Here is a 22,784-nt window from a genome sequence, read left to right as displayed (position 1 = left end):
ACCCCATGGACCGGGACGAAGCACAAGCCATCGGCGAGTCGCTGGCGGCGCTCGCCCCGGTCGTGCTGCATCGCCTGCTGCTGCAGTCGAGCGAGGCGGCGCTGATTACCGACGCCGACAACCGCATCGTCGCCGTCAATGCCGCGTTCTGCCATCTTTCCGGCTACCGCCTGGACGAAGTGGTCGGCCGCGACCCGTCGCTGCTTTCCTCGGGGCGCCAGAGCAAGGACTACTACGCGACGATGTGGCAGGCGATCCGCGCCGACGGCGTATGGACCGGCGAGATGTGGAACCGTCACCGCAATGGCAGCATCCATCCGCTGTGGGTGGTGGTTTCGGAAGTGCGCGACGCCAGCGGCAAGCTGCTCAACCATGTCGCCACCTACGCCGACATCGGCGAACGCGTCGAGGCGACGCAGAAGTTGCTGCACCTCGCCTACCATGACCCGCTGACCGGACTGCCCAACCGCCTCGCCTCCGAGTCGCAGCTCGAACTGGCGATCCGCAGCGCCGAGCGCGACGGCCGCCAGGTGGCGCTGATGCTGATCGATCTTGACCACTTCAAGACGGTCAACGACACCCTTGGTCACCCGGTCGGCGACGAATTGCTGAAGAGCGTCGCCCTGCGCCTGCGCGACTGCGTGCGCGCCAGCGACATCGTCGCCCGGCTTGGCGGCGACGAGTTCGTCGTCGTCCAGCCCGACATCGACAGCGCGATGGCGGCGGTCTCGCTGGCCGGCAAGGTGCGTCACCGACTGGCCGAAGAGGCGCACGTGATCGGTCCGCACCAGTTGTTCGCGACGCCCAGCATCGGCATCAGCCTCTATCCGACCGACGGCCGCGACCGCGAGACCCTGCTGCGCAACGCCGACGTCGCGATGTATCACGCCAAGGATGCCGGTCGCAACAACTACCAGTTCTACGCCCGCTCGATGAACGAGGCGGCCGGCGAACGCCTGCGCCTGGAAAACGCGCTGCGTCGGGCGCTGGCCTCGGTGACGCCGGCGTTCTCGCCGTTTTCGCTGCATTTCCAGCCGCAGATCGACACCCGCAACGGCGCGATCGCCGGTCTCGAGGCGCTCGCCCGCTGGCACGATCCCGAGCTGGGTGACGTGCCGCCCAGCCGCTTCATCCGCATCGCCGAGGACAGCGGCCTGATCCAGCCGCTCGGCGACTGGGTGATCTGGGAAACCTGCCGCCAGGTGCGCCGCTTCCGCGACGCCGGCATCGACCGCCTGCGCGTCGCCGTCAACATCTCGGCCCAGCAACTGCGCCATGAGAACCTGCCCGCCCTGATCCGCGGCGTCCTCTCCTGCTACGACCTGAGCGCCGCCGACCTCGAGCTTGAAATCACCGAGAGCACGGCGATGCAGAACCCGGAGCTGACGCTGTCCATCCTCGACCAGTTGTCGGACATGGGCATGATGCTGGCGATCGACGATTTCGGTACCGGCTATTCCTCGCTCGCCTACCTGAAGCACCTGCCGATCCAGCGTCTCAAGCTCGACCGCTCCTTCGTCAAGGATCTGGAAACCGATACCAACGACGCCGCCATCTGCGCCGCCACCGTCGCCCTCGGCCACAAGCTGGGCCTGGAACTGGTCGCCGAAGGCGTCGAAACCGAAGGGCAGCGCGATTTCCTGGCCGGCCTCGGCTGCGATTTCGTCCAGGGTTTTCTCTACAGCCGGCCCTTGCCGGCCGACGCCGTGATCGAATTCGTCAAGGCCCACCGGGCCGGGCAGGCCGGCTGAGCCCCCGGCTCGGTCCGTTTCTGCGAAAATACCCCCCTTTCCCCTCACTCCCGGAATTCCATGCCTCCGCATCCCGCCATTGCCTCAACCGAAGAAATCGTCGCCGAACTGAAGGCCGGCCGCATGGTCGTCCTGGTCGACGAGGAAGACCGTGAAAACGAAGGCGACCTGGTCATGGCCGCCGAGCACGTCACGCCGGAAGCGATCAACTTCATGGCCAAGTACGGCCGCGGCCTGGTCTGCCTGACGCTGACCGAAGCCCGCTGCCGCCACCTCGGTCTGAGCCAGATGGCACGCAGCAACGGCACCCAGTTCGGCACCGCCTTCACCGTCTCGATCGAAGCCGCCGAAGGCGTCACCACCGGCATCTCGGCCGCCGACCGGGCGCACACCATCCGCACCGCCGTGGCGCGCAACGCCAGTCCGGCCGACATCGTCCAGCCCGGCCACGTCTTCCCGATCACCGCCCGCGACGGCGGCGTCCTGGTCCGCGCCGGCCACACCGAAGCCGGTTGCGACCTCGCCGGCATGGCCGGCCTGGAGCCGGCGGCGGTGATCTGCGAGATCATGAACGACGACGGCACGATGGCCCGCCTGCCCGAGTTGATCGAATTCTCGAAGCAGCACGGCCTGAAGATCGGCACCATCGCCGACCTTATCCACTACCGCGCCGCTTCCGAAACCCTGGTCGAGCGCGTCAGCAGCAAGAGCATCGCTACCGCGCACGGCGAATTCGCGCTGCACGCCTACGTCGACCGCGCCGGCGGCGGCACCCACCTGGTCCTGGTCAAGGGCGACATCCCTGCCGGCGGCGAAACCCTGGTGCGCGTCCATGAGCCGCTCTCGGTGCTCGACTTCCTCGACCCCGCGAGCAGCCGCCAGTCCTACTCGATCGATCAGGCGCAGGCGGCGCTGGCCAAAAACGGCCACGGCGTCATCGTCCTCATGCACCGCCCGGAAGACGGCAACGCGCTGCTCGAGCGCCTGACCCGCCCGGAAAACACCGGCGCCCCGCGCCCGCAGCAGAAATGGGACCCGCGCACCTACGGCATCGGTGCGCAGATCCTGCGCGACCTCGGCGTCGGCAAGATGCGGCTGCTCTCCAGCCCGCGCAAGATGCCCTCCATGACCGGCTTCGGCCTCGAAGTCACCGGTTTCGTCACTTCACCCGCGGAGCTTTGAGCCATGTCCCGTTTTGACAACGTATTCGAATTCGACAGCAACCTCGACGGCAATGGCCTGGCCATTGGCATCGTCATGAGCCGTTTCAACCTGCCCATCTGCGAAGGCCTGCTCTCCGCCTGCGTCGCCGAGCTCAAGCGCCTCGGCGTCGCCGACGAGGACATGGCGATCGCCACCGTCCCCGGCGCGCTGGAAATCCCGCTGGTCCTCCAGACGATGGCGCAGACCGCCCAGTACGACGCGCTGATCGCCCTCGGCGCGGTGATCCGCGGCGACACCTACCACTTCGAAGTGGTTTCCAACGACGCCTGCCGCGCCATCATGGAACTGCAACTGCACACCGGCGTGCCGATCGCCAACGGCATCCTGACCTGCGACACCGACGAACAGGCCGAAGTCCGCATGCAGCCGAAGGGCACCGACTGTGCCCAGGCCGCCGTCGAAATGGCCAATCTGCAAGGAGCGCTGAGCAATGACTGAGCAGGAACAGACCCCCAAGGCGCCGCCCAAGTCGGCCCGCCGCCGCGCCCGTGAATTCGTCCTGCAGGGCCTCTACCAGTGGCGTGTCGGCGGTGCCGATGAAGCCGCCATCGAAGCCTACGCGCCGGAAATGGAAGGTTTCGCCAAGGCCGACCGCGAATTCTTCGTCGGCACGCTGCGTGGCGTCATCGGCCAGCATGAAGCGCTGATCGCGCGCATCGCCAGCCACATCGACCGCCCCTTCGGCGAACTCTCGCCGGTCGAGGCCTCGCTGCTGATGCTCGGCACCTTCGAGATGGTCAATCATCCGGAGACGCCGTACCGCGTCATCATCAACGAAGCCATCGAGCTGGCCAAGTCCTTCGGCGGCACCGACGGCCACAAGTACGTCAACGGCGTGCTCGACAAGGTCGCCGCGATCGTCCGCCCGGACGAGGTCGCTGCGCGCCGGCGCGGCAAGTAAGGCGATGGCGGGCGAGTTCGCGCTGATCGACCGCTACTTCGCCCGGCCGACGCCGTCGGCGGTGCTCGGTCCCGGCGACGACTGCGCGCTGGTCCAGCCGACGCCCGGCAAGCAACTGGCGGTGACCACCGACATGCTGGTCGCCGGCACCCATTTCCTGCCCGACACCAATCCCCGCAACCTCGGCTGGAAGGCGCTCGCCGTCAATCTCTCCGACCTCGCGGCGATGGGCGCCATGGCGCGCTGGGTGACGCTGGCCGGCGCGTTGCCGGCGGCCGACGCGGCGTGGATCGAAGGTTTTGCCGACGGTTTCTTCGCTTGCGCCAAGGAGTACGGCGTCGACGTGATCGGCGGCGACACCACGCGTGGCCCGCTCAACCTGTGCGTCACCGCGCTCGGCGAAGTCGAAGCGGGGCGCGCCCTGCGCCGCGACGGCGCCCGTCCCGGCGACCAGGTCTGGGTGTCCGGCCGGCCCGGGCTGGCGGCACTGGGCCTCGCCCAGTTGCAGGGCCGGGTCAGCCTGCCCGAACCCTGGCCGCGGCTGTGCATCGCCGCCCTGGAAAAGCCGCGCCCGCGGCTCGCCCTCGGCCAGGCGCTGGTCGGCCTGGCGAGCGCGGCGATCGACGTTTCCGACGGCCTGCTCGCCGATCTCGGCCACATCGCCGAACGTTCGGCCTGCGCCGCCGCCGTTCGCCTCGTGCAACTGCCGCAACTGCGCGACCTGGTCGGCAGCGGCGAGCGTTACGACGCCGACCTGCGCCGCCTCGCCCTCGACTGCCAACTGGCCGGCGGCGACGACTACGAACTGTGCTTTACCGTGCCGGCGGCGCGTAGTCCTGAGGTGGCGGCGCTCGCCGCTGCGCTCGAACTGCCGCTCTGGCCGATCGGCGAAATCGTCGCCGGGACGCCGGGTACGGTCGAGGTGTTCGATCCGGACGGCCAGCCGGTCGACATCGCACGCCGGGGGTACGACCACTTTGCCTAAGCCGCCCAGCGTCCGTTTCCTGTTCGCCCACCCGGCGCATTTCTTCGCCTGCGGCTGCGGCAGCGGGCTGGCGCCGTGGGCACCGGGCACTTTCGGCACGCTGTTCGCCTGGGCCAGCTTCATCCTGTTCCGCCCCTTCTTCGGCGACGGCCAGCTGCTCTTCCTGTTCGCCGTCGCTTACCTGGCCGGCATCTGGTTCATCGAAGTCGCCGGCCGGGCGCTCGGCGAGCCCGACCACGGCAGCATCGTCTGGGACGAGATCGTTCCCTTCTGGTTCGTCCTGCTGCTGGCGCCGCCGGGCTGGCTATGGCAACTGGCGGCCTTCCTGCTGTTTCGCCTGTTCGACATCAGCAAGCCGCAACCGGCGCGCTGGTTCGACGAGAACGTCAAGAACGGCTTCGGCGTGATGGCCGACGACCTGGTGGCCGCCGGCTACACGCTGTTCGTGCTGGCGCTGCTGCGCTACACCATCGGCGGCTGAGCTGCTGCCGGCCGCTCAGGCTTTTGCGCTGATCGTTCCCGGTTGCCGGCAGCGGGTGTCGAAGCGTCGGCGGAGTTCATCCGGGTCGGCGTTGCCGCCGCTCTTGCAGCGCCTCTCAGCTTGCTGACTGGCCCAGTCGAATTCGCCCAGTTCCTGCTGCAACGAGCGTTCGCGCTGATTGACCACGCCTTCCATCGGCTCCACCCGGCGCCGGCTGGCAAGCAGCGCCTGGGTGGCTCGCTCGATGGCTTCCGCCGTGGGTTGGCGAGTGGTGGTCGATGGCAGGCGCGACATTTTCATGAGCGGGCTCCAGCGGCTTGGCCGACCGGCGACCAAGCCGCTTTTCAGGGTCAGCGTTGGCCCGGGCTGCAGCCGCCGACCGTGTTGCCGCGGCAGGGTACCGAGGTTTCGCCGGTGATCAGCCACTGGCTGTTTTCGCGGATCATCTGCAGGGTTTTGAGGACGCGGTCGTTGTAGATGTTCGAGCGGTAGGTCTGCTCGAACTTCGCCGTCGCCCGGTCGGTGCCGTGCATCTGCACGTCCAGCTTGTCCACCGTCACCGCGATGCTTTCGCGCGGCATGATGCGGGTGCGCCGCAGGCGGTCCCATTCCTTCATCGAAAGACCGCGGTCGGGCGTGAAGCTCGGCGCATAGAAGGCGGTGTAGGCGGTGTAGTCCTTCGCCGACCAGGCCTGCGCCCAGGCGCGGATGCGCGCCTGGACGTCGGCGTCGCTGGCGGGCGGCGGCGGTGTCACTACCGGCGGTTTCTTGCCCAGCATGTCCTGCGCCCGGGCGTCGAGATCGGCGCGCGGCGTGCCGCTCAGCGCCACCGGCTCCGGCGGGCACAGCGTTGCCGCGTCGACTTCGGCCAGTTCGCTGGCTTCCGGCGTCGTCGTCTCGAGCTTCTGCAGGCCCATGAATTCGAGCAACGAGCCCATGCCGGCCTGACTGCGCAGGTAGGCCAGCGTCAGGTCGGTGTCGGCATTGACCAGCGAGCGCTTCGCCGCCAGCAGTTCGTTCTCGGTGTCGAGCAGGTCGAGAAGCGTGCGCTGGCCGATGTTGAACTGTTCGCGGTAGGCGTCGCGCGTCTTCTCGAGCAGCGCCACCTGCGTCGTCAGGTCTTCCTTCTGGTCGCGCAGACGCTGCACGTCGTTGTAGGCGATCAACAGCGTCTGCCGGGTGTCGCGGCAGGCCTTCTCGCGCATTTCCAGCGCCATGTGCTTGCGCTCGACGTACTGCCGCTCGCGCGCCGTGTCCGAGCCGCCGTTGAACAGGTTCCAAGACATCACGACTTCGGCGACGTTCTGGTCGCGCTCGCCGCTGACGCCCTGGTAGTTCTTGGTCGTCTCGGTGCGTGCCCGCAGATCGACGCGCGGCATGTAGGCAGCGCGCCGGCCTTCGACGTCGTACTGCGCCGCCTCGATGTTCTCGACCGCCGCCAGCAGCGTCGGGTTGCGCTTGTAGAGCACATCGAGCGCCGCCTTCGGGCTCGCCGGCAGCGCCGCGCCGGTCAGTTGCTGCGGCGTCAGCGCGCCGGCCGGCAGTTCGCCGACCAGGCGCTGGTAGCGCGCCATCACGTCGTGCAGGTTGGCGGTCTCGGTGGTCAGGTTGACCTCGGCCAGCGCCAGGCGGCTGGCCGCCTGATCAAGATCGACCCGACGGCCGACGCCGGACGCGGTGCGCGCCTTGATCTGCTCGTAAGTCGCCTTGTGCCGTACGTAGTTGTCTTCAGCCAGCGTCACCAGCGAACGGTAGCGCAGCACGTCGGCGTAGGCCTTGCTGGCTTCGAGGGCAACGTTTTCCGAGGCTTCGAGCAACTCGTAGTAGCGCACCAGCTTGGCCTTGCCCAGCTTGCGCACTTCGCTGCGCGTCGCGAAGCCGTCGAACAGCATCTGGCTCAGCGTCAGCGCGTAACCGCGCCGGGTGTAGCTGTCCTTGGCCGCGCCCGGGACTTCCAGGCTCTCACGACCCGCCCCGGCGCTCAGGTCCAGTTTCGGGAAGTAGCCGCCACGGGCGACGCCGACTTCTTCTTCGGCGGCCTTGTAGTTGCGCCACTTGATCGTCACTTCCGGGCTTTTCTGCACTGCCTGCTGGGCCACCTGGCGCAGCGCCTGTTGAACTTCCGGGGTTGCCGCTTGCTGGGCATGCAGCGGCAGGGCGAGGCCGGCGAGCAGCCAGGGGAGGGTCTTGAGTTGGCTCATCGTTCAGCAGGCTCCGGCCTGGATCACGCTTGGCGTGCGGCCGCCGTGCGAACGGCGGACGCGGGGGCGTTCGCTGATTTCGCGCAGCATCGGCACCGGTTTGCCGGCGTGCAACTGCTTGAGCAAGGCTTCCGATTCCTTGAGCGGGCTGTAGGCGAGATGGATCAGCAGCAGCACCTGCTTGGGAATGGTGCGCCCGGTTTCGTAGCGCGAGCCGCCGGACTGGGTGACCAGGATGCGCTTCCAGAAGGTGCTTTGCTTGAGGCCGAGCTGATTGCGCAGCTCGCGGATGTCCTGGCCATTCTTGCAGATGAGTTCGGTGTTCATGCGGATTCTCCTAGTACCAAGGGTTCAATCGACCAGCAGGCGTCCCTGCTGGATCAGGTTTTCGAGGATTTGGGCCGTGCCGGCGTGGAGGCCGCCGGCCGACAGGTCCACGCCGTCGAGGATCAGTTGCTGGGTCGGCGCGCTGCCGTCGCCGAGCGGGTTGATGCGGATCAGCGTGTGGTCGCTGGCGGTCTCGATCTGCAGGTACTGGCCGAGATTGCCGAGGTCGCTGCCGTCGTGGAATTCGCCCTGGAGCAGGTCGCGCAGGTCGAGCACGTCGCCGCCGGCACCGACCGTCGCCGTCGCATTGAAATCGAGGATGACGTCGGTGGCCGGCGCGGCGGCCGTTCCCTGGTCGCCGAACTCCCAGCGGAAGACGTCGCTGTCGGCGCCGCCGATCAGGATGTCGTTGCCGCGCCCGCCGATCAGCAGGTCGATGCCGGCGCCGCCGTCGAGTCCGTCGTTGCCGTCGCCGCCGCGCAGCAGGTCGCTGCCGCCGGCGCCCTGCAGCAGGTCGTCGCCGGCGTGACCATAGAGGCGGCTGCCGGCGGCGATCGCCTGCAGGCTGTCGGCGCCGTCGCTGCCTTCGACCAGGCGCGGATCCTTGTCCGGGCTATGGATCAGGCTGACTTCGGCGAGCGAACCGACGCTCGCCGTGCTGCTCAGGCCGTGGCTGTCGGTGGCGGTGATGCTGGTCGCGCTGAGCACGCTGACGTCGAGCAGCGACTGTTCGTAATGCACGGTGCCGAGCAGTTCGTTGAGCGCCAGGTTGTCGATGTTGCCGCCGTCGGCGGCGGTAATGACCAGCGTCGAACTGGGCAGGACCAGGCCGAGCAGACCGGGGTCGTTGGTGATCTCGAGGTGCAGGCCGAGCTCGGCGGCCAGCGCGAGCGAGGCCTGGAGATGGTAGGGGCCGAGATTGACCAGCGCCCGGTAGGCGATCTCGACGCGCGCCAGGTCGTTGTTGGCGTCCAGCGCGGTGAACCGGGTGCGGGTGCCGAGGTCGATCAGGTCGAGCGCTTCGAGACCGATGATGCCGAGCAGGTTGTTGCCGGTCTCGATGCCGGCCACCGGTGCGACGTTGGCCGGTGCGCCGGTGCCGACGAAGCCGAGCGAGCCGCTGGCGCTGTCGCCGTCGCCATCGACCAGCGTGTACTGGAGGTCGGTATGGGTGCCGCGTACCGGCGTTTCATCGACGTGGTAGCGGAAGCTGCCGTCGCAGAGGCCGATGCACAGGGTTTCGCCATGCACCGTGGTCAGCGTCAGGGTGCGCGCCACCGGGTCGAACTGGTAGGCGATGACGCTATCCGAACTGCCGCTGGCGGTCAGCGTGTTGCTCTGCGCGTCGTAGGCGAAGCTGTAGCCGCCGATGCTCAGGCTGGCGACGTGTCCGCCGTCAGCGCCGAAGCCGCCGAGGCTGCCGGTGAGGGTGGTCGGGCCGTCGACGGTGTCGGCAAAAACGCAGGCCATTTCGTTGAAGTCGGCGATCCAGTTGCTGTCCAGGTCGCAGCCGTTGCTGCCGTTCCAGGCAATCGGGTTGAGCTGGTCGGGATAGATGACGCCGCGCGGGCCGACGCCAATCGCCTGCGAGACGATCTGGTGCTGGGCCAGGAAGCTCTGCCAGGCGAGTTCCTCGCCCTGGTCGATGCCGTCGCCGAGGAAGGGGTCGAACTGGCCGGTATAGTTGAACGGGTGGCCGCTGCTGTCGGTGGTCGGCTCGCCGTCGGAGAAGAAGTAGGAAACGTTCTGCCCCGTGGCGAGGCGGCCGGGATCGGCAAAGGCCTGGCTGGCGGTGGCCAGCGCCGCGTCGTAGTTCGACGCTTCGCCGCCGGCGCTGATGCCGGCCAGCGCGGCGCGCGCTTCGTCCACCGTCAGCCAGCGGTCGCCGATCGCCTGGCCGTCGTTGCCGAAGATGACGAGGCGGACCATGACGTCGCCCAGCCCATCGTAGCGGTCGAGCAGATCGGCAATCGCCAGCTTGGCGAGGTCGAGGCGGCTCAGGTCGTTACCGGCCAGATCCTTGACGCAGGCGCATTCGTTCATGCTCGACGAGACGTCGAGGACGATCATCAGGTTGGTGTCGGCGCCGTCGCCATCGCCGACGCGGAAGCTCTGGTCGCGGGCGAGCGGTGCGTCGTCCTCGATGTTCAGGGTCAGTGTCGCGCTGTGCTGCTGGTTGCCGTCGCTGGCCTTGACCGTGAAGTTGAGCGCGGCGATGTCCTCGCCGTTGGTGTCGAGGTGGTCGACCGGCTGCAGCAGGCGGATTTCGTAGTTGCCCTGGGCGTCGACCTTGGCGCAGATCACTTCCGGGCCGAGCGGGCCGGCGCGGCCGACCAGCGGCGACGCTTCGGTGCCGTCGCCGGACCAGACGATGCGCACGCCGTTCGAACACAGTTCCTCGCTCGGCGCCAACAGGCAGTAGCTGAGCGCCGGGGTAGCGTTGGCGACGACCAGCGAACCGCTGACGACCGCCGAGTCAGTGCTGTCGGCGGGCAGGCCGAGGCTGTCGGGCAGGCCCTTGGCCAGGCCTTCCTCGGAAACGCTGACGGTCAGGTCGTCGATGATCAGCGCGGTGCGGAATTCGGCGCTGTCGCTGCCGCGCGGCGTCGCGTTACCGGCTGGATCGCGGATCAGCGCCTCGACGGTCAGCGTCGTGCCGTGCGCTTGCGGTGGGAAGGCGGTGCTGACGTAGCCGCGGCCCAGATCGGCGGCAGTGACGGTGATTTCCCGGGTGATCGCGCCGGTGGAGACGATAACGATATCGCCGGCATCGACCTTGTCCGACTCGAAGGCGATCTTCACATCGACATCGCCGTTCAGTTCGGCGGCGTTGATGTAGCCGTCGTTGTCGGCGTCTTCGGTGATGGTGACGGTGGGGGCATTGCCGCCGTTGGGCGGCAGGGTATCGACGATGGCGCTGTCGCTGCCGATCTTGCCGAGGTTGCCGGCGGGATCGCGGACCTGGGCGGTGACGCTGACTTCCTGACCTTCGCCCGGATTGGCGACGGCCAAGGCGATGCTGCCGCGGTTGATGTCGGCGAGCGTCAGCACATGCGGCGCCTGGGCGACGCCGTTGATCGAGACGAGCAGGCTGTCGCCGACAAGGGCGGTGCCGGGCAGGGTGATGCTGACGTCGATGTCGCCGTTCAGTTCGGCGGCGTTGATCCAGCGGTTGTTGTCGGCATCCTCGGTGATGGTGACGATCGGTGCGCCGGGTTCGGAGAGCAGCAGGCGGGCGCTGTCGCTGACCGGGCCGGCGGCATTGCCGGCGATGTCGGTGATGCGGGCGGTGGCGACGAAGTCGGTATTGTCGGCGGTCGGGTTGAACTTGAGATCGACATGGCCGGCGGCGAGATGGGTGGCGGTCAGGGTGATCACCTGATCGACGTTGCCGCTGCCGGAGACGGTCAGCGAATCGCCGACGGCGGCGCCGGCGGGCAGGGTGACACGAACGTCGATGTCGTTGCCCTGGAGTTCGGCGATCGAGACGAAGCCGTCGTTGTTGCGGTCTTCGGCGATCTCGACGGCGAGGCCGGTGAACACCGTGGTGTCGACGGTGACGGCATCGCTACCGGTCGGGCTGAGGTTGCCGGCGGGATCGCGCAACTGGGCGATGACGGATAGCGTATGACCGTCGCCGGGGCTGGCAACGGCCAGTGCGATGTGACCGGCGGCGATGTCAGCCGCCGTCAGCAAGACAGGCGCGCGGGCGACGCCATTGACCGAAACCAGCAGGCTGTCGCCGGCACGGGCGGTATCGGGCAGATCGATGCGGACATCGACCTCGCCCTGCAACTCGGCGGCGTTGAGCCAGCCGTCGCCGTTGGCATCCTCGGTGATGGTGACGGTCGGGGCGGCGAGGTCGCCGATCATCAGCGTCGCGCTGTCGCTGGCGGTGTTGGAGAGATTGCCGGCCGGGTCGGAGACCTGGGCGGAAACCTCGATGCGGGTGCCATTGGCCGGGGCATCGACGTCGATCATCACATGCTGGGCGTCGATGTCGGCCTGCGAGAGCACGATGCTGCGCGTCGCATTGCCGGTGACGCGCACGGTCAGCAGATCGCCGGCGATGGCTTCAGGCGGCAGGTCGATGCGGATGTCGACCTTGCCGCTGAGTTCGGCGCGGTTGATGAAGCCGTCGTTGTTGGCGTCTTCAACCAAGCTGACGGCAAGGCCCTGCAGGTTGCTGGTATCGACCTTGGCGCTGTCCTGGCCGGGCAGCGTGCTGTTGCCGGCGGGATCGACGATGGTCGCCGTGACGACCAGGGTGTTGCCCGGCGCTGGAATAGGGAAATCGGTCAGGACATGGCCGGCCGCCTTGCTCGCGCCGTCGATGACGATTTCGCGAGTGGTGCTGCCGTCGGTGACGCGAACGATGTCGCCGACCTCGACCAGCGCCGGCTTGAAATCGATGCGGACGTCGGCCACGCCTTGCGCCTCGGCACGGTTGATGAAGCCGTCGTTGTTGGCGTCCTCGACGATGGTGACGGTCGGCGCGTCGCCCTTGTTCGGCGCGTCGGTATCGACGATCGCGCTGTCGCTGCCCGGCGGCGTGCTGTTGCCAGCCGGATCGACGATGCGGGCGCTGACCACGATGCTGTCACCGGACGGCGGTGCGGCGAAGGCGGTGGTGACGTAACCCTTGGTGAGGTCAGCGGCAGTGACGGTGATCTCGCGGGTGATCGTGCCGCTGGTGACGACGACGATATCGCCGGCGTCGACCTTGGCCGGGTCGAAGGCGATCTTCACATCGACCTCGCCGTTGAGTTCGGCGGCGTTGATGTAGCCGTTGTTGTCGGCGTCTTCGGTAATCGTGACGGTGGGGGCCTGGCCGCCGTTGGGCGGAATGGTATCGACGGTGGCGCTGTCGCTGCCGGTCTTGCCGAGATTACCGGCGGGGTCGCGGACCTGGGCGGTGACTTCCAGGCTTTGCCCTTCACCGGGGTTGGCGACGGCGAGCGCGATACTGCCGCGGTTGATGTCGGCCAGGGTCAGGACGAGCGGGGCCTGGGGGACGCCGTTGATCGAGACGAGCAGGCTGTCGCCGACGCGGGCGGTGCCGGGCAGGGTGATGCTGACGTCGATGTCGCCGTTGAGTTCGGCGGCGTTGATCCAGCCGTTGTTGTTGGCATCTTCGGTGATCGCGACGATCGGCGCACCGGGCTCGGAGAGCAGCAGGCGCGCGCTGTCGCTGACCGGGCCGGCGGCGTTGCCGGCGATGTCGGTGATGCGGGCGGTGGTGACGAAGTCGGTGTTGTCGGCGGTCGGGTTGAACTTGAGATCGACATGGCCGGCGGCGAGATGGGCGGCGGTCAGGGTGATCACCTGATCGACGTTGCCGCTGCCGGAGACGGTCAGCGAATCGCCGACGGCGGCGCCGGCGGGCAGGGTGACGCGGACGTCGATATCGTTGCCCTGCAGTTCGGCGATCGAGATGAAGCCGTCGTTGTTACGGTCCTCCGCAATCTCGACGGCCAGATTCTTGAAGACCGTGGTATCGACAATGGCCGAATCGCTGCCGGTCGGGCTGAGGTTGCCGGCAGGATCGCGCAACTGGGCGACGACGGTCAGCGTGTTGCCGTCACCGGGACTGGCGAGGGCCAAATTGACATGACCGGCGGCGATGTCGGCAGCGGAGAGAATCAGCGGCGCGCGGGTGACGCCATTGACCGAAACCAGCAGGCTGTCGCCGGCACGGGCGGTATCGGGCAGATCGATGCGGACATCGACGTCGCCCTGCAGCTCGGCGGCATTGAGCCAGCCGTCGCCGTTGGCGTCCTCTGTAATGGTGACGGTCGGCGCGGCGAGGTCGCCGATCATCAGCGTCGCGCTGTCGCCGGCGGTGTTGGAGAGATTGCCGGCCGGGTCGGAGACCTGGGCGGAAACCTCGATGCGGGTGCCATTGGCCGGGGCATCGACGTCGATCATCACATGCTGGGCGTCGATGTCGGCCTGCGAGAGCACGATGCTGCGCGTCGCATTGCCGGTGACGCGCACGGTCAGCAGATCGCCGGCGATGGCTTCAGGCGGCAGGTCGATGCGGATGTCGACCTTGCCGCTGAGTTCGGCGCGGTTGATGAAGCCGTCGTTGTTGGCGTCTTCAACCAAGCTGACGGCAAGGCCCTGCAGGTTGCTGGTATCGACCTTGGCGCTGTCCTGGCCGGGCAGCGTGCTGTTGCCGGCGGGATCGACGATGGTCGCCGTGACGACCAGGGTGTTGCCCGGCGCTGGAATAGGGAAATCGGTCAGGACATGGCCGGCCGCCTTGCTCGCGCCGTCGATGACGATTTCGCGAGTGGTGCTGCCGTCGGTGACGCGAACGATGTCGCCGACCTCGACCAGCGCCGGCTTGAAATCGATGCGGACGTCGGCCACGCCTTGCGCCTCGGCACGGTTGATGAAGCCGTCGTTGTTGGCGTCCTCGACGATGGTGACGGTCGGCGCGTCGCCCTTGTTCGGCGCGTCGGTATCGACGATCGCGCTGTCGCTGCCCGGCGGCGTGCTGTTGCCAGCCGGATCGACGATGCGGGCGCTGACCACGATGCTGTCACCGGACGGCGGTGCGGCGAAGGCGGTGGTGACGTAACCCTTGGTGAGGTCAGCGGCAGTGACGGTGATCTCGCGGGTGATCGTGCCGCTGGTGACGACGACGATATCGCCGGCGTCGACCTTGGCCGGGTCGAAGGCGATCTTCACATCGACCTCGCCGTTGAGTTCGGCGGCGTTGATGTAGCCGTTGTTGTCGGCGTCTTCGGTAATCGTGACGGTGGGGGCCTGGCCGCCGTTGGGCGGAATGGTATCGACGGTGGCGCTGTCGCTGCCGGTCTTGCCGAGATTACCGGCGGGGTCGCGGACCTGGGCGGTGACTTCCAGGCTTTGCCCTTCACCGGGGTTGGCGACGGCGAGCGCGATACTGCCGCGGTTGATGTCGGCCAGGGTCAGGACGAGCGGGGCCTGGGGGACGCCGTTGATCGAGACGAGCAGGCTGTCGCCGACGCGGGCGGTGCCGGGCAGGGTGATGCTGACGTCGATGTCGCCGTTGAGTTCGGCGGCGTTGATCCAGCCGTTGTTGTTGGCATCTTCGGTGATCGCGACGATCGGCGCACCGGGCTCGGAGAGCAGCAGGCGCGCGCTGTCGCTGACCGGGCCGGCGGCGTTGCCGGCGATGTCGGTGATGCGGGCGGTGGTGACGAAGTCGGTGTTGTCGGCGGTCGGGTTGAACTTGAGATCGACATGGCCGGCGGCGAGATGGGCGGCGGTCAGGGTGATCACCTGATCGACGTTGCCGCTGCCGGAGACGGTCAGCGAATCGCCGACGGCGGCGCCGGCGGGCAGGGTGACGCGGACGTCGATATCGTTGCCCTGCAGTTCGGCGATCGAGATGAAGCCGTCGTTGTTACGGTCCTCCGCAATCTCGACGGCGAGGCCGGTGAACACCGTGGTGTCGACGGTGACGGCATCGCTGCCGGTCGGGCTGAGGTTGCCGGCGGGGTCGCGCAACTGGGCGGTTACCGTCAGCGTATGGCCGTCGCCGGGGCTGGCGATGCCGCTCAAATCTAGATAGCCGGCAGCGATGTCGGCAGCGGAGAGAATCAGCGGCGCACGGGTGACACCATTGACCGAAACGAGCAGGCTGTCGCCAGCACGGGCGGTATCGGGTAGATCGATGCGGACATCGACGTCGCCCTGCAACTCGGCGGCGTTGAGCCAGCCGTCGCCGTTGGCATCCTCGGTGATGGTGACGGTGGGCGCGGCGAGGTCGCCGATCATCAGCGTCGCGCTGTCGCCGGCGGTGTTGGAGAGATTGCCGGCCGGGTCGGAGACCTGGGCGGAGACTTCGATGCGGGTACCGTTGGCCGGCGCATCGACGTCGATCATCACGCGGTGGGCATCGATGTCGGCCTGGCTGAGGACGATGCTGCGCGTCGCATTGCCGGTGACGCGCACGGTCAGCAGATCGCCGGCGATGGCTTCGGCCGGCAGGTCGATGCGGATGTCAATCTTGCCGCTGAGTTCGGCGCGGTTGATGAAGCCGTCGTCGTTGGTATCCTCGACCAGAGAAACGGCGAGGCCCTGCAGCTTGCTGGTATCGACCTTGGCGCTGTCCTGGCCGGGCAGGGTGCTGTTGCCGGCCGGGTCGAGGATCACCGCCTCGACGGTCAGCGTGCTGCCGTGCGCGGTCGGCGGGACGCTCAGCGAGACGTAGCCGTTGGCCTTGTCCTGGGCGTTGACGACGACGTCGATGATGAGACCGTTGGCATTGACGCGGACGGTGTCGCCGACATCGACCAGATTGCCGTCGAAGGCGACGCGGATGTCGACGTCGCCCTGCAGTTCGGCGCGGTTGATGAAGCCGTCGTTATTGGCGTCTTCGACGATGGTCACGGTTGGCGCGGCGCCGCCGTTGGGCGGCGTGGTGTCGGGCTCGGCGGCGGCCGGGGTCAGGTCGCCGCTCTGCCGCTCGGCCAGGGCGTAGCGGTCGCCGGCGCCGAAGCGGTAGGCGGAATCGCTGCTGCCGATGCTTTCGACGATGCGCTGAAACTGCACGAAATTGTGGCCGCCTTCGCTGGCGCCGCCGCTTTCACCGGCCGCCGTGGCTTCTTCGTCGAGTAGTTCGTCGAGCGGCTGGTTGGCGGCAAGCGCCGCGCTCAGTTCGCGGGCCCCGGGGCTGCCCGCCGTCAGCGCGCTGTCGTCCTGGCTGCTGTTGCCTGCGACGTCGCCGTCGAGCTGCAGGCTTTCGCTGCGGTCCAGGCTGATTTCCCGGCCGTCGGCGAGTTTGACGACCACCTGCGCATCGCGCGCGGTCACTACCTTCTCGCCGGGGAACAGCGGGTCACCGGGGTGCAAGGGACGAACCTTGCCATCGGGCGAGATGGCGAAAACCTGGCCGGTGACGGAAGCTGCTTTGGCAATGCTGATGGCGGCTGACATGGCTTGAACTCCTTGCGCGCTGGGGCTTGCTCTGACGGGGGGAGGCAGCTGTCAGAGGTAATTGAAAGTCGTGTTTTCAAATTATACGTATACATCAATTAAATGCTATACGTGAAAACCAAGTTTCATTTTATTCGTTTAGCAAATGCGGATTTGCTCGATGTTGATTTTATGATTATTAAGAAAATAAATGATAAAAGTAGTTGACGCGCCTGTTTCTGCGATCTAGGATGCAGTCGTGATCAACGGCAAACCTGCGGCGACGCAGGGACGCAAAGCCTCCGGTCTGGCGCTTGTCAGATAGCGGGGTTGCCCAGCCCAAGATCTCGGCCATCTGCCGGGACCTGCCCGAAAACTCCAACGGGCGCTCGCGTGATGGTCTTTCCAACGTGTTGATGCAAAGGAAAGATCATGCTCAAGAACCACCAGAACTTCGTTCCCGCTCCCCTGCACGGTCTGTATCGCCGCCGCACGACGGCTTTCGCGGTCGCGCCGGCGAGCGTCTGGCTGAATCGCTACCTGCCGGGACTGGTCCTGAAACTTGCGCTGCTGATTCTGGTCTGTCAGTGGGTGCCGCTATACGGTGGTCTACTTGAGGACCTGTTCGGGCCGCTCACGCAGAGCTTGAGTTTTGCCCTGACTCGCCTTTAGTATGACGTATCAGTTTTGCGGTGTTTATTCATTTTCACGGTGGCGGAGTGAGCGTGCCCTTCAGAAACCTCCTGCTTGATGACGAGAAGGCTTGCGTGCTGGCGGTCGATGACACGCCGGCCATCCTGCAATTGCTGGAGATGGCGCTCGGCATCGATTACGAGGTGGTGACCGCCGAGTCCGGGGCGCAGGCGCTGGAAATCTTCCCGCAGCGGCGCTTCGACCTCGTGCTGCTCGATCTGCTGATGCCGGGGATGAACGGTTTCGAGACCCTGACCGAGTTGCAGAAACTGCCGTCGTTCAACGGCACGCCGGTGATTTTCCTGACCGCGATGGACGATCTGGCGAGCGAGTGCAGCGCGCTGGAAATGGGCGCCGACGATTACATCACCAAGCCGTTCAAGCCCAACCTGGTGCGTTTGCGCATCGCCAACATCCTGCACCGCGTCCGCCTGCAGCGTCATCTGTCGCTGGCCCTGGCCGGCGCCGACCAGGGCTTGTGGTCCTGGGACCTGGCGAGCGACCAGGTGCGCGTCGCCGCTGGCTGGAGCGAGGCACTGGGCTGCGCCAACGGCGAGGCGGCGGCCGAGGTCGCCGGCTGGGCGGCGCTGGCGCACGCCGATTGCGGCGCCGTCATCGAGCAGGCGCGGGCGGCCTACTTGGCCGGCGAGCGTCCGGCCTTCGAGGCCGACGTCCGGCTGCGCACGCTGAAAGGCGCCTGGAAGTGGTTCAACATCTATGGCAAGTCGGGCAACCGGCAGTCGCTGGTCGGCACCTACCGCAACATTGACGCCAAGAAGGCGGCCGAGCTGGCGTTGCGCGACAGCGAGGAAAGGTTGCGCCACGTCATGGACGCCACCGGCGAAGGCATCTGGGACTGGCAGGTGGGTAGCACGACGGCCCGGCACAACGCCGCCTGGAGCCGCATCCTGGGCCTCGACGAAGCCATGCACGAACACGAGATCGCTGGCGTCGCCGCCTTGATCCATCCCGACGACCGAGCGGCGTACGCCGCGGCGCTTGCCGCCTGCCTGGCTCAGGCGCCGTCCTTTGCCCTCGAATACCGGATTCGCCACGCCAGCGGCAATTATCTCTGGGTCATGGATCGCGGCAAGGTGGTCGAGCGTGCCACCGACGGTGCTGCGCTGCGCCTGGTCGGCGCCTTCCAGGACATCTCCGAGAGCAAGCGGCTGGAAGAGGAATACCGGCGCCTGGCCCTGTTCGACACCCTGACCGGCCTGCCCAACCGCCGCCTGCTGGTCGACCGCATGGAGCAGGCGATCGTCCAGAATCGCCGCCAGGCGTCGCTCGGCGCGCTGATGTTCATCGACATGGACCGCTTCAAGGAACTCAACGACAGCCTCGGCCACGATTTCGGCGACTTGCTGCTGATCGAGGTCGGCCATCGCCTGCAGGCCTGCGTGCGGCGGATGGACACGGTGGCGCGGCTCGGCGGCGATGAGTTCATCGTCATGCTGCCGCTGCTGGCGGCGGAAGAAGAAATCGCCCTGCGTCATGCGCAGGCGGTCGGCCACAAGATCCTGGTCGCCCTCGGCCAGCCCTACCGGCTCGGCGCGCAAAGCTACGACAGTTCGCCGAGCATCGGTCTGACGTTGTTTTCCGGTTCCCCGGAAGAGAGCGTCGACGCCATCCTCAAGCGCGCCGACGCCGCGATGTACGAGGCCAAGCACCGCGGCCGCAACCAGTTGGCGCTGGCCGCGCCACCGCCGCTTACCTGATCGCCCACAGGCCGAGCCGGCCGATGCTCGCCGCCAGTTTCAGGCGGGCGCCCTGCCAGCCGGCATAGGCTTCGATGCGCCGCTGTTCGGCCGAGGCGACGGCGCTCTGCGCGCTGAGCAGTTCGAGGATGTTGCCGACGCCGGCGCGGAAACGCCCTTCGGCGACCTCGAAGGAGCGGCGCGCGCTGTCGAGCAGCGTGCTGGCGGCGGCGATGTGTTCCTGGCGGGTGTTCAGTGCCTGGTAGCTCTTCCAGACTTCGAGCGCGACCTGCTGTTCGAGTTGGTTCAGCTTGGCCGCCCGGACCTCGACCTGGCTGCTGGCGGCGCGCACCTTGTAGCCGCGGCCGAAGCCTTCGAACAGCGGGATGCTCAGCTGCATGCCCAGCGCGCTGTCGCGGAAGACGGCGCCGGTCGGCGGGTAGCCGGAAATCGGGATGTGCTTGTCCTGCTGGCGTTCGCTGGCTTCGGCGGAAAACACCAGGGTCGGCCGGCCTTCGGCGCGGGTGGCGCGGACCCGCGCCTCGGCGGCCTGCAGTTCGGCGCGCGCGGCGAGCAGCGCCGGGTGATGGCTGCGCGCGTCCTCGAGCAGTTCGCCGACGCTGCGCGGCGCCGGGCCGGGCAGTTGAAGTTCGCGCTCGGGCAGGCGCAGCGGCGTGTCCGGCGACAGGCCGAGGGCGGTGGCCAGGCTGCCCAGCGCGTTCTGCACTTCGCCTTCGGCGGTGACCCGCTTGAGGCGGGCGTCGGACAGGGCAACCGCCGCCTGCAGCTTGTCGGTCAGGGCGCCGACGCCGGCCGCGTACTTGGCCTCGGTCGCCTGGTGGCTCTTGCCGGCGGCGGCTTCGGCGGCCTGCGCGGCGCGCAGCAGCGCCTGCGCCATCTGGACGTCGAAGTAGGCCTGCGCGGCGTCGAGCAGCGCCCGCTGCAGCGTCAGATCGTGGCTGGCATTGGCGGCGTCGAGCAGGGCGCTGGCCTGGTCGGTGTTGGCGGCGCGCAGGCCGGAATCGAACAACGTCCAGCTCAGCTTGAGGCTGCCGGCACGGGTGCGCGGCCGGGTTTCGGCGTCGAGCACCTCGTACTTGCCGTCGTAGGCGCTGCTCGATTTCTGCGCCAGGTAGCTGACGCTGGCCGCGACACTGGGCAGGTAGGCGGCGCGGGCGACCCCGAGCAGCGCCGCCTGGGTGCGCGCTTCGCCCCAGGCGGCGCGGGTCTGCGGGTTCTGGCAGAGGGCGCGTTCGATCGCCTCGGCGAGTTCGAGCGGCGTCGGCAGCGGGCCGAATTCGCAGGGGTTGATTCCCGTCTCGTCGCCCAGCGCCCGGTTGGCGCTGGCGGCGGTGCGCGCTTCGGTCGAGAACGGGTCGGGCGCTGCCAGCGCGCCGCTGGCCAGGGCGGCGCCGGCGAGCAGGCCGCAGAGGTGGCGGCGCAGACTCACCAGCCACCTCCGCCGGCGATGCGGCCAAGGTCGAGTTGTGCCGCCGGCAGGTCGCGCAACACGCGGCCGGCGTCGAGGACGATGACGCGGTCGGCGCTGGCGATGGTTTCCGGGCGGTGGGCGACGATGACGCGGGTGATGTTGAGCTGCTTGATCGCCTGGTTGACCCGCTTTTCGCAGGAAATGTCGAGATGGCTGGTGGCCTCGTCGAGGAAGAGGATCGCCGGCTGCTTGTAGAGGGCGCGGGCGAGCAGGACGCGCTGCTTCTGGCCGCCGGAGAGGGCCGCGCCCATGTCGCCGATCAGCGTGTTGTAACTCATCGGCATCGCCGCGATGTCGTCGTGGATCGCCGCCAGCCTGGCGCATTCCTCGACCCGCGCGAAATCCGGGCGGGGATCGAAGAAGCTGATGTTGTCGGCGATCGAGCCGGCGAACAGGACGTCGTCCTGGAGGACGGTGCCGACCATGGCGCGCAGCGCCTCGATGCCGACCTGGGCGACGCTGGCGCCGCCGACCAGGACTTCGCCCTCGTTCGGCGTGCGGATGCCGAGCATGGCGCTGATCAGCGTGGACTTGCCGCAGCCCGACGGGCCGACGATGGCGACCGACTCGCCGCGCCCGATGCGCAGGTCGATGCCGTCGAGCACCCAGGGTTCGCCGTCGGCGTAGCGGTAGCGCAGGCCGCGCAGTTCGATCGAGGCTTCCGGCGTTGCCTGGTGTGCCGTCGTCGGCAGCGGTGCGGCGCTCGGTTCGGGGTCGGCGAGGACGATGTCGGCCAGGCGTTCGCCCTGCAGTTGCAGCATCTTGAGGTCGACCAGCTTGTCGATCAGGGCGCTGACCCGCGAATCGAACTGGTCCTTGTAGGCGGAGAAGGCCATCAGCGCGCCGACCGTGAAGTTGCCATCGAGGATCAGCCTGGCGCCGAACCAGATGACCAGGATGCGCTCGACGCCGAACAGGATGCCGTTGATCAGGCGGTAGAAGATCTGCAGTTTCTGGTTGCGCAGGTCGGCGTTGATCTGGTCGACCAGCAGGCTGAGCCAGGTCGAGCGGCGTTCTTCCTGGCGCTGGAACAACTTGATGCTGCGCACGCCGCGCACGGTTTCGAGGAAATGGCTCTGCTGCTTGGCGGCGTGGATGATCTGTTCTTCGGTGGCGTTGCGCAGCGGCCGGTACCAGAGCCAGCGGACGATGCCGTAGAGCGCCATGGCGCCGACCGCGATCCACGCCAGCGGCGGGCTGTAGATGAACATCATGATCAGGGTGACGATGGTCATCAGGCCGTCGAGGATGCCTTCGACGAAGGCGGTGGTCAGCGTCTTCTGGATGACGTCGATCGAGCCGAAGCGGGAAACCACGTCGCCGAGGTGGCGTTTTTCGAAGTAATCGACCGGCAGGCGCAGCAGGTGGCTGAAGATGTTGGCCCGCCATTGCAGGTTGAGCGTCGTCGACATATGCATGATGACCCACGAGCGCAGCGTGCCTATGCCCTGCTGGAGCAGCATCAGCAGGCCGAAGCCGAGGGCCAGCGTGGTCAGCAGGTCGCGGTCGCCGGAGACGACGACGTTGTCGATCACCCACTGCAGGAAGAAGGGGCTGACCAGGGCGAAGATTTCCAGCGAGACGGCGAGCAGCAGGATCTGGCCGAGCGAGCGGACAAGCCCGGTGACGTGGCCCAGCAGGTCGCGCAGGCGGATACGCTGGCGGAAGCTGACCGGCTTGAACTCGGTATTCGGCCACAGTTCGAGGGCAACCCCGGTGAACTGGCCGGAAACCTCGTCGAGGCTGAGTTTGCGCAGGCCGAAGGCGGGGTCGTGGATGGTCACCGTGTTGCGCTCGACCGCCTTGAGGACGACGAAGTGGTTGAAGTTCCAGTGCAGGATGCAGGGTAGGCGCAGTTGCGGCAGGTCTTCGAGTTCGAGCTTGACCGGCCGCGTCGTCAGCTTCAGCGACTGGGCGATCTGCATCAGGTGGCCGAGCGTGCTGCCCTTGATCGAGACCAGGAAGACGCGGCGCAGCGTGGCGAGGTCGGTGCGCAGGCCGTGGTAGCCGGCGACCATGGCGATGCAGGCGAGGGCGCATTCGGTCGCCTCGGTCTGCAGGATCAGCGGCAGTTTGCGGCGCAGGCCGAAGGAAACGTTGTCGAGGAAGGACATGGGAGACC

At 67.6% G+C, this 22,784-nt stretch carries 14 protein-coding genes and 1 riboswitch; of the genes, 8 read left to right on the top strand and 6 right to left on the bottom strand.

The genetic code is table 11. From position 1 onward, the window contains the following. Window positions 1–5: 5 nt before the first annotated feature. Genes ACE3OV_RS02555 through ACE3OV_RS02530 form a run of 6 tightly spaced genes read left to right on the top strand, consistent with a single transcriptional unit; the run spans window position 6 to window position 5,342 of the window. Complete coding sequence (locus ACE3OV_RS02555; RefSeq protein WP_374324719.1) at window positions 6–1,751, top strand: putative bifunctional diguanylate cyclase/phosphodiesterase; 1,746 nt, start codon at window positions 6–8, stop codon at window positions 1,749–1,751. Between the two features lie 60 nt (window positions 1,752–1,811). Next, window positions 1,812–2,933, top strand: a complete 1,122-nt coding sequence (gene ribBA, locus ACE3OV_RS02550; protein ID WP_374324717.1) for a bifunctional 3,4-dihydroxy-2-butanone-4-phosphate synthase/GTP cyclohydrolase II — start codon at window positions 1,812–1,814, stop codon at window positions 2,931–2,933. 3 nt (window positions 2,934–2,936) lie between these two features. After that, complete coding sequence (gene ribH, locus ACE3OV_RS02545) at window positions 2,937–3,413, top strand: 6,7-dimethyl-8-ribityllumazine synthase (RefSeq protein WP_374324715.1); 477 nt, start codon at window positions 2,937–2,939, stop codon at window positions 3,411–3,413. After that, window positions 3,406–3,876: a transcription antitermination factor NusB gene (nusB, locus tag ACE3OV_RS02540; RefSeq protein ID WP_374324712.1), complete on the top strand. Its 471-nt coding sequence runs from the start codon at window positions 3,406–3,408 to the stop codon at window positions 3,874–3,876. Before ribH ends, nusB begins: the two co-directional genes overlap by 8 nt. Before the next feature lie 4 nt (window positions 3,877–3,880). Further along, on the top strand, window positions 3,881–4,861 hold the full coding sequence (gene thiL, locus ACE3OV_RS02535; RefSeq protein WP_374324710.1) for a thiamine-phosphate kinase: 981 nt from the start codon (window positions 3,881–3,883) through the stop codon (window positions 4,859–4,861). Beyond that, window positions 4,854–5,342 carry a phosphatidylglycerophosphatase A gene (locus ACE3OV_RS02530; protein ID WP_374324708.1) on the top strand — a complete coding sequence of 163 codons (489 nt, stop codon included), beginning with the start codon at window positions 4,854–4,856 and terminating at the stop codon, window positions 5,340–5,342. The genes thiL and ACE3OV_RS02530 overlap by 8 nt, the downstream gene beginning before the upstream one ends. A gap of 15 nt (window positions 5,343–5,357) precedes the next feature. Here the strand turns inward: ACE3OV_RS02530 and ACE3OV_RS02525 are convergent, their stop codons facing one another. From ACE3OV_RS02525 to ACE3OV_RS02510, 4 genes are read right to left on the bottom strand one after another with little or no spacing between them, the layout of a single operon-like run. Further along, complete coding sequence (locus ACE3OV_RS02525) at window positions 5,358–5,642, bottom strand: hypothetical protein (RefSeq protein ID WP_374324705.1); 285 nt, start codon at window positions 5,640–5,642, stop codon at window positions 5,358–5,360. Between the two features lie 50 nt (window positions 5,643–5,692). Continuing rightward, window positions 5,693–7,543 (bottom strand): TolC family outer membrane protein, encoded by a 1,851-nt coding sequence (locus tag ACE3OV_RS02520; protein ID WP_374324703.1) that lies wholly within the window; start codon window positions 7,541–7,543, stop codon window positions 5,693–5,695. A gap of 3 nt (window positions 7,544–7,546) precedes the next feature. After that, a complete protein-coding gene (locus ACE3OV_RS02515; RefSeq protein ID WP_374324701.1) occupies window positions 7,547–7,870 on the bottom strand; it encodes a helix-turn-helix domain-containing protein in 324 nt (107 codons plus the stop codon). A gap of 24 nt (window positions 7,871–7,894) precedes the next feature. Then, entirely contained in the window at window positions 7,895–16,801 is an 8,907-nt protein-coding gene (locus ACE3OV_RS02510) for a retention module-containing protein (RefSeq protein ID WP_374324699.1), read from the bottom strand. Between the two features lie 237 nt (window positions 16,802–17,038). After that, window positions 17,039–17,118: riboswitch (cyclic di-GMP riboswitch) on the top strand. A 94-nt stretch (window positions 17,119–17,212) separates the two neighbouring features. Here ACE3OV_RS02510 and ACE3OV_RS02505 point away from each other — a divergent pair. Both ACE3OV_RS02505 and ACE3OV_RS02500 read left to right on the top strand, forming a co-directional pair. Further along, complete coding sequence (locus ACE3OV_RS02505; protein WP_374324698.1) at window positions 17,213–17,452, top strand: hypothetical protein; 240 nt, start codon at window positions 17,213–17,215, stop codon at window positions 17,450–17,452. Window positions 17,453–17,505: 53 nt separating this feature from the next. After that, window positions 17,506–19,191, top strand: coding sequence for a diguanylate cyclase domain-containing protein (locus tag ACE3OV_RS02500; RefSeq protein ID WP_374324696.1), 1,686 nt, complete (start codon window positions 17,506–17,508; stop codon window positions 19,189–19,191). Here ACE3OV_RS02500 and ACE3OV_RS02495 read toward each other — a convergent pair. Beyond that, the gene (locus tag ACE3OV_RS02495; protein ID WP_374324694.1) at window positions 19,184–20,620 is read right to left on the bottom strand and encodes a TolC family protein; all 1,437 of its coding nucleotides are present in this window, start codon (window positions 20,618–20,620) and stop codon (window positions 19,184–19,186) included. The two genes, ACE3OV_RS02500 and ACE3OV_RS02495, sit on opposite strands and share 8 nt — an antisense overlap. Further along, window positions 20,617–22,776, bottom strand: a complete 2,160-nt coding sequence (locus tag ACE3OV_RS02490; protein WP_374324692.1) for a peptidase domain-containing ABC transporter — start codon at window positions 22,774–22,776, stop codon at window positions 20,617–20,619. Before ACE3OV_RS02490 ends, ACE3OV_RS02495 begins: the two co-directional genes overlap by 4 nt. Window positions 22,777–22,784 lie beyond the last annotated feature (8 nt).

It is taken from the genome of Azonexus sp. (assembly GCF_041909095.1).
Lineage (GTDB): Bacteria > Pseudomonadota > Gammaproteobacteria > Burkholderiales > Rhodocyclaceae > Azonexus.
The sequence above is the reverse complement of the archived record's forward strand: the minus strand, read 5'-3'. Positions and strand labels throughout refer to the sequence as shown.

What these genes read in the sequence shown, in the direction of transcription:
- ACE3OV_RS02555 (WP_374324719.1), top strand. Translation starts at nt 6, where the DNA reads ATGGACCGGGACGAAGCACAAGCCATCGGCGAGTCGCTGGCGGCGCTC.
- ribBA (WP_374324717.1), top strand. Translation starts at nt 1,812, where the DNA reads ATGCCTCCGCATCCCGCCATTGCCTCAACCGAAGAAATCGTCGCCGAA.
- ribH (WP_374324715.1), top strand. Translation starts at nt 2,937, where the DNA reads ATGTCCCGTTTTGACAACGTATTCGAATTCGACAGCAACCTCGACGGC.
- nusB (WP_374324712.1), top strand. Translation starts at nt 3,406, where the DNA reads ATGACTGAGCAGGAACAGACCCCCAAGGCGCCGCCCAAGTCGGCCCGC.
- thiL (WP_374324710.1), top strand. Translation starts at nt 3,881, where the DNA reads ATGGCGGGCGAGTTCGCGCTGATCGACCGCTACTTCGCCCGGCCGACG.
- ACE3OV_RS02525 (WP_374324705.1), bottom strand. Translation starts at nt 5,642, where the DNA reads ATGAAAATGTCGCGCCTGCCATCGACCACCACTCGCCAACCCACGGCG.
- ACE3OV_RS02520 (WP_374324703.1), bottom strand. Translation starts at nt 7,543, where the DNA reads ATGAGCCAACTCAAGACCCTCCCCTGGCTGCTCGCCGGCCTCGCCCTG.
- ACE3OV_RS02515 (WP_374324701.1), bottom strand. Translation starts at nt 7,870, where the DNA reads ATGAACACCGAACTCATCTGCAAGAATGGCCAGGACATCCGCGAGCTG.
- ACE3OV_RS02510 (WP_374324699.1), bottom strand. Translation starts at nt 16,801, where the DNA reads ATGTCAGCCGCCATCAGCATTGCCAAAGCAGCTTCCGTCACCGGCCAG.
- ACE3OV_RS02505 (WP_374324698.1), top strand. Translation starts at nt 17,213, where the DNA reads ATGCTCAAGAACCACCAGAACTTCGTTCCCGCTCCCCTGCACGGTCTG.
- ACE3OV_RS02490 (WP_374324692.1), bottom strand. Translation starts at nt 22,776, where the DNA reads ATGTCCTTCCTCGACAACGTTTCCTTCGGCCTGCGCCGCAAACTGCCG.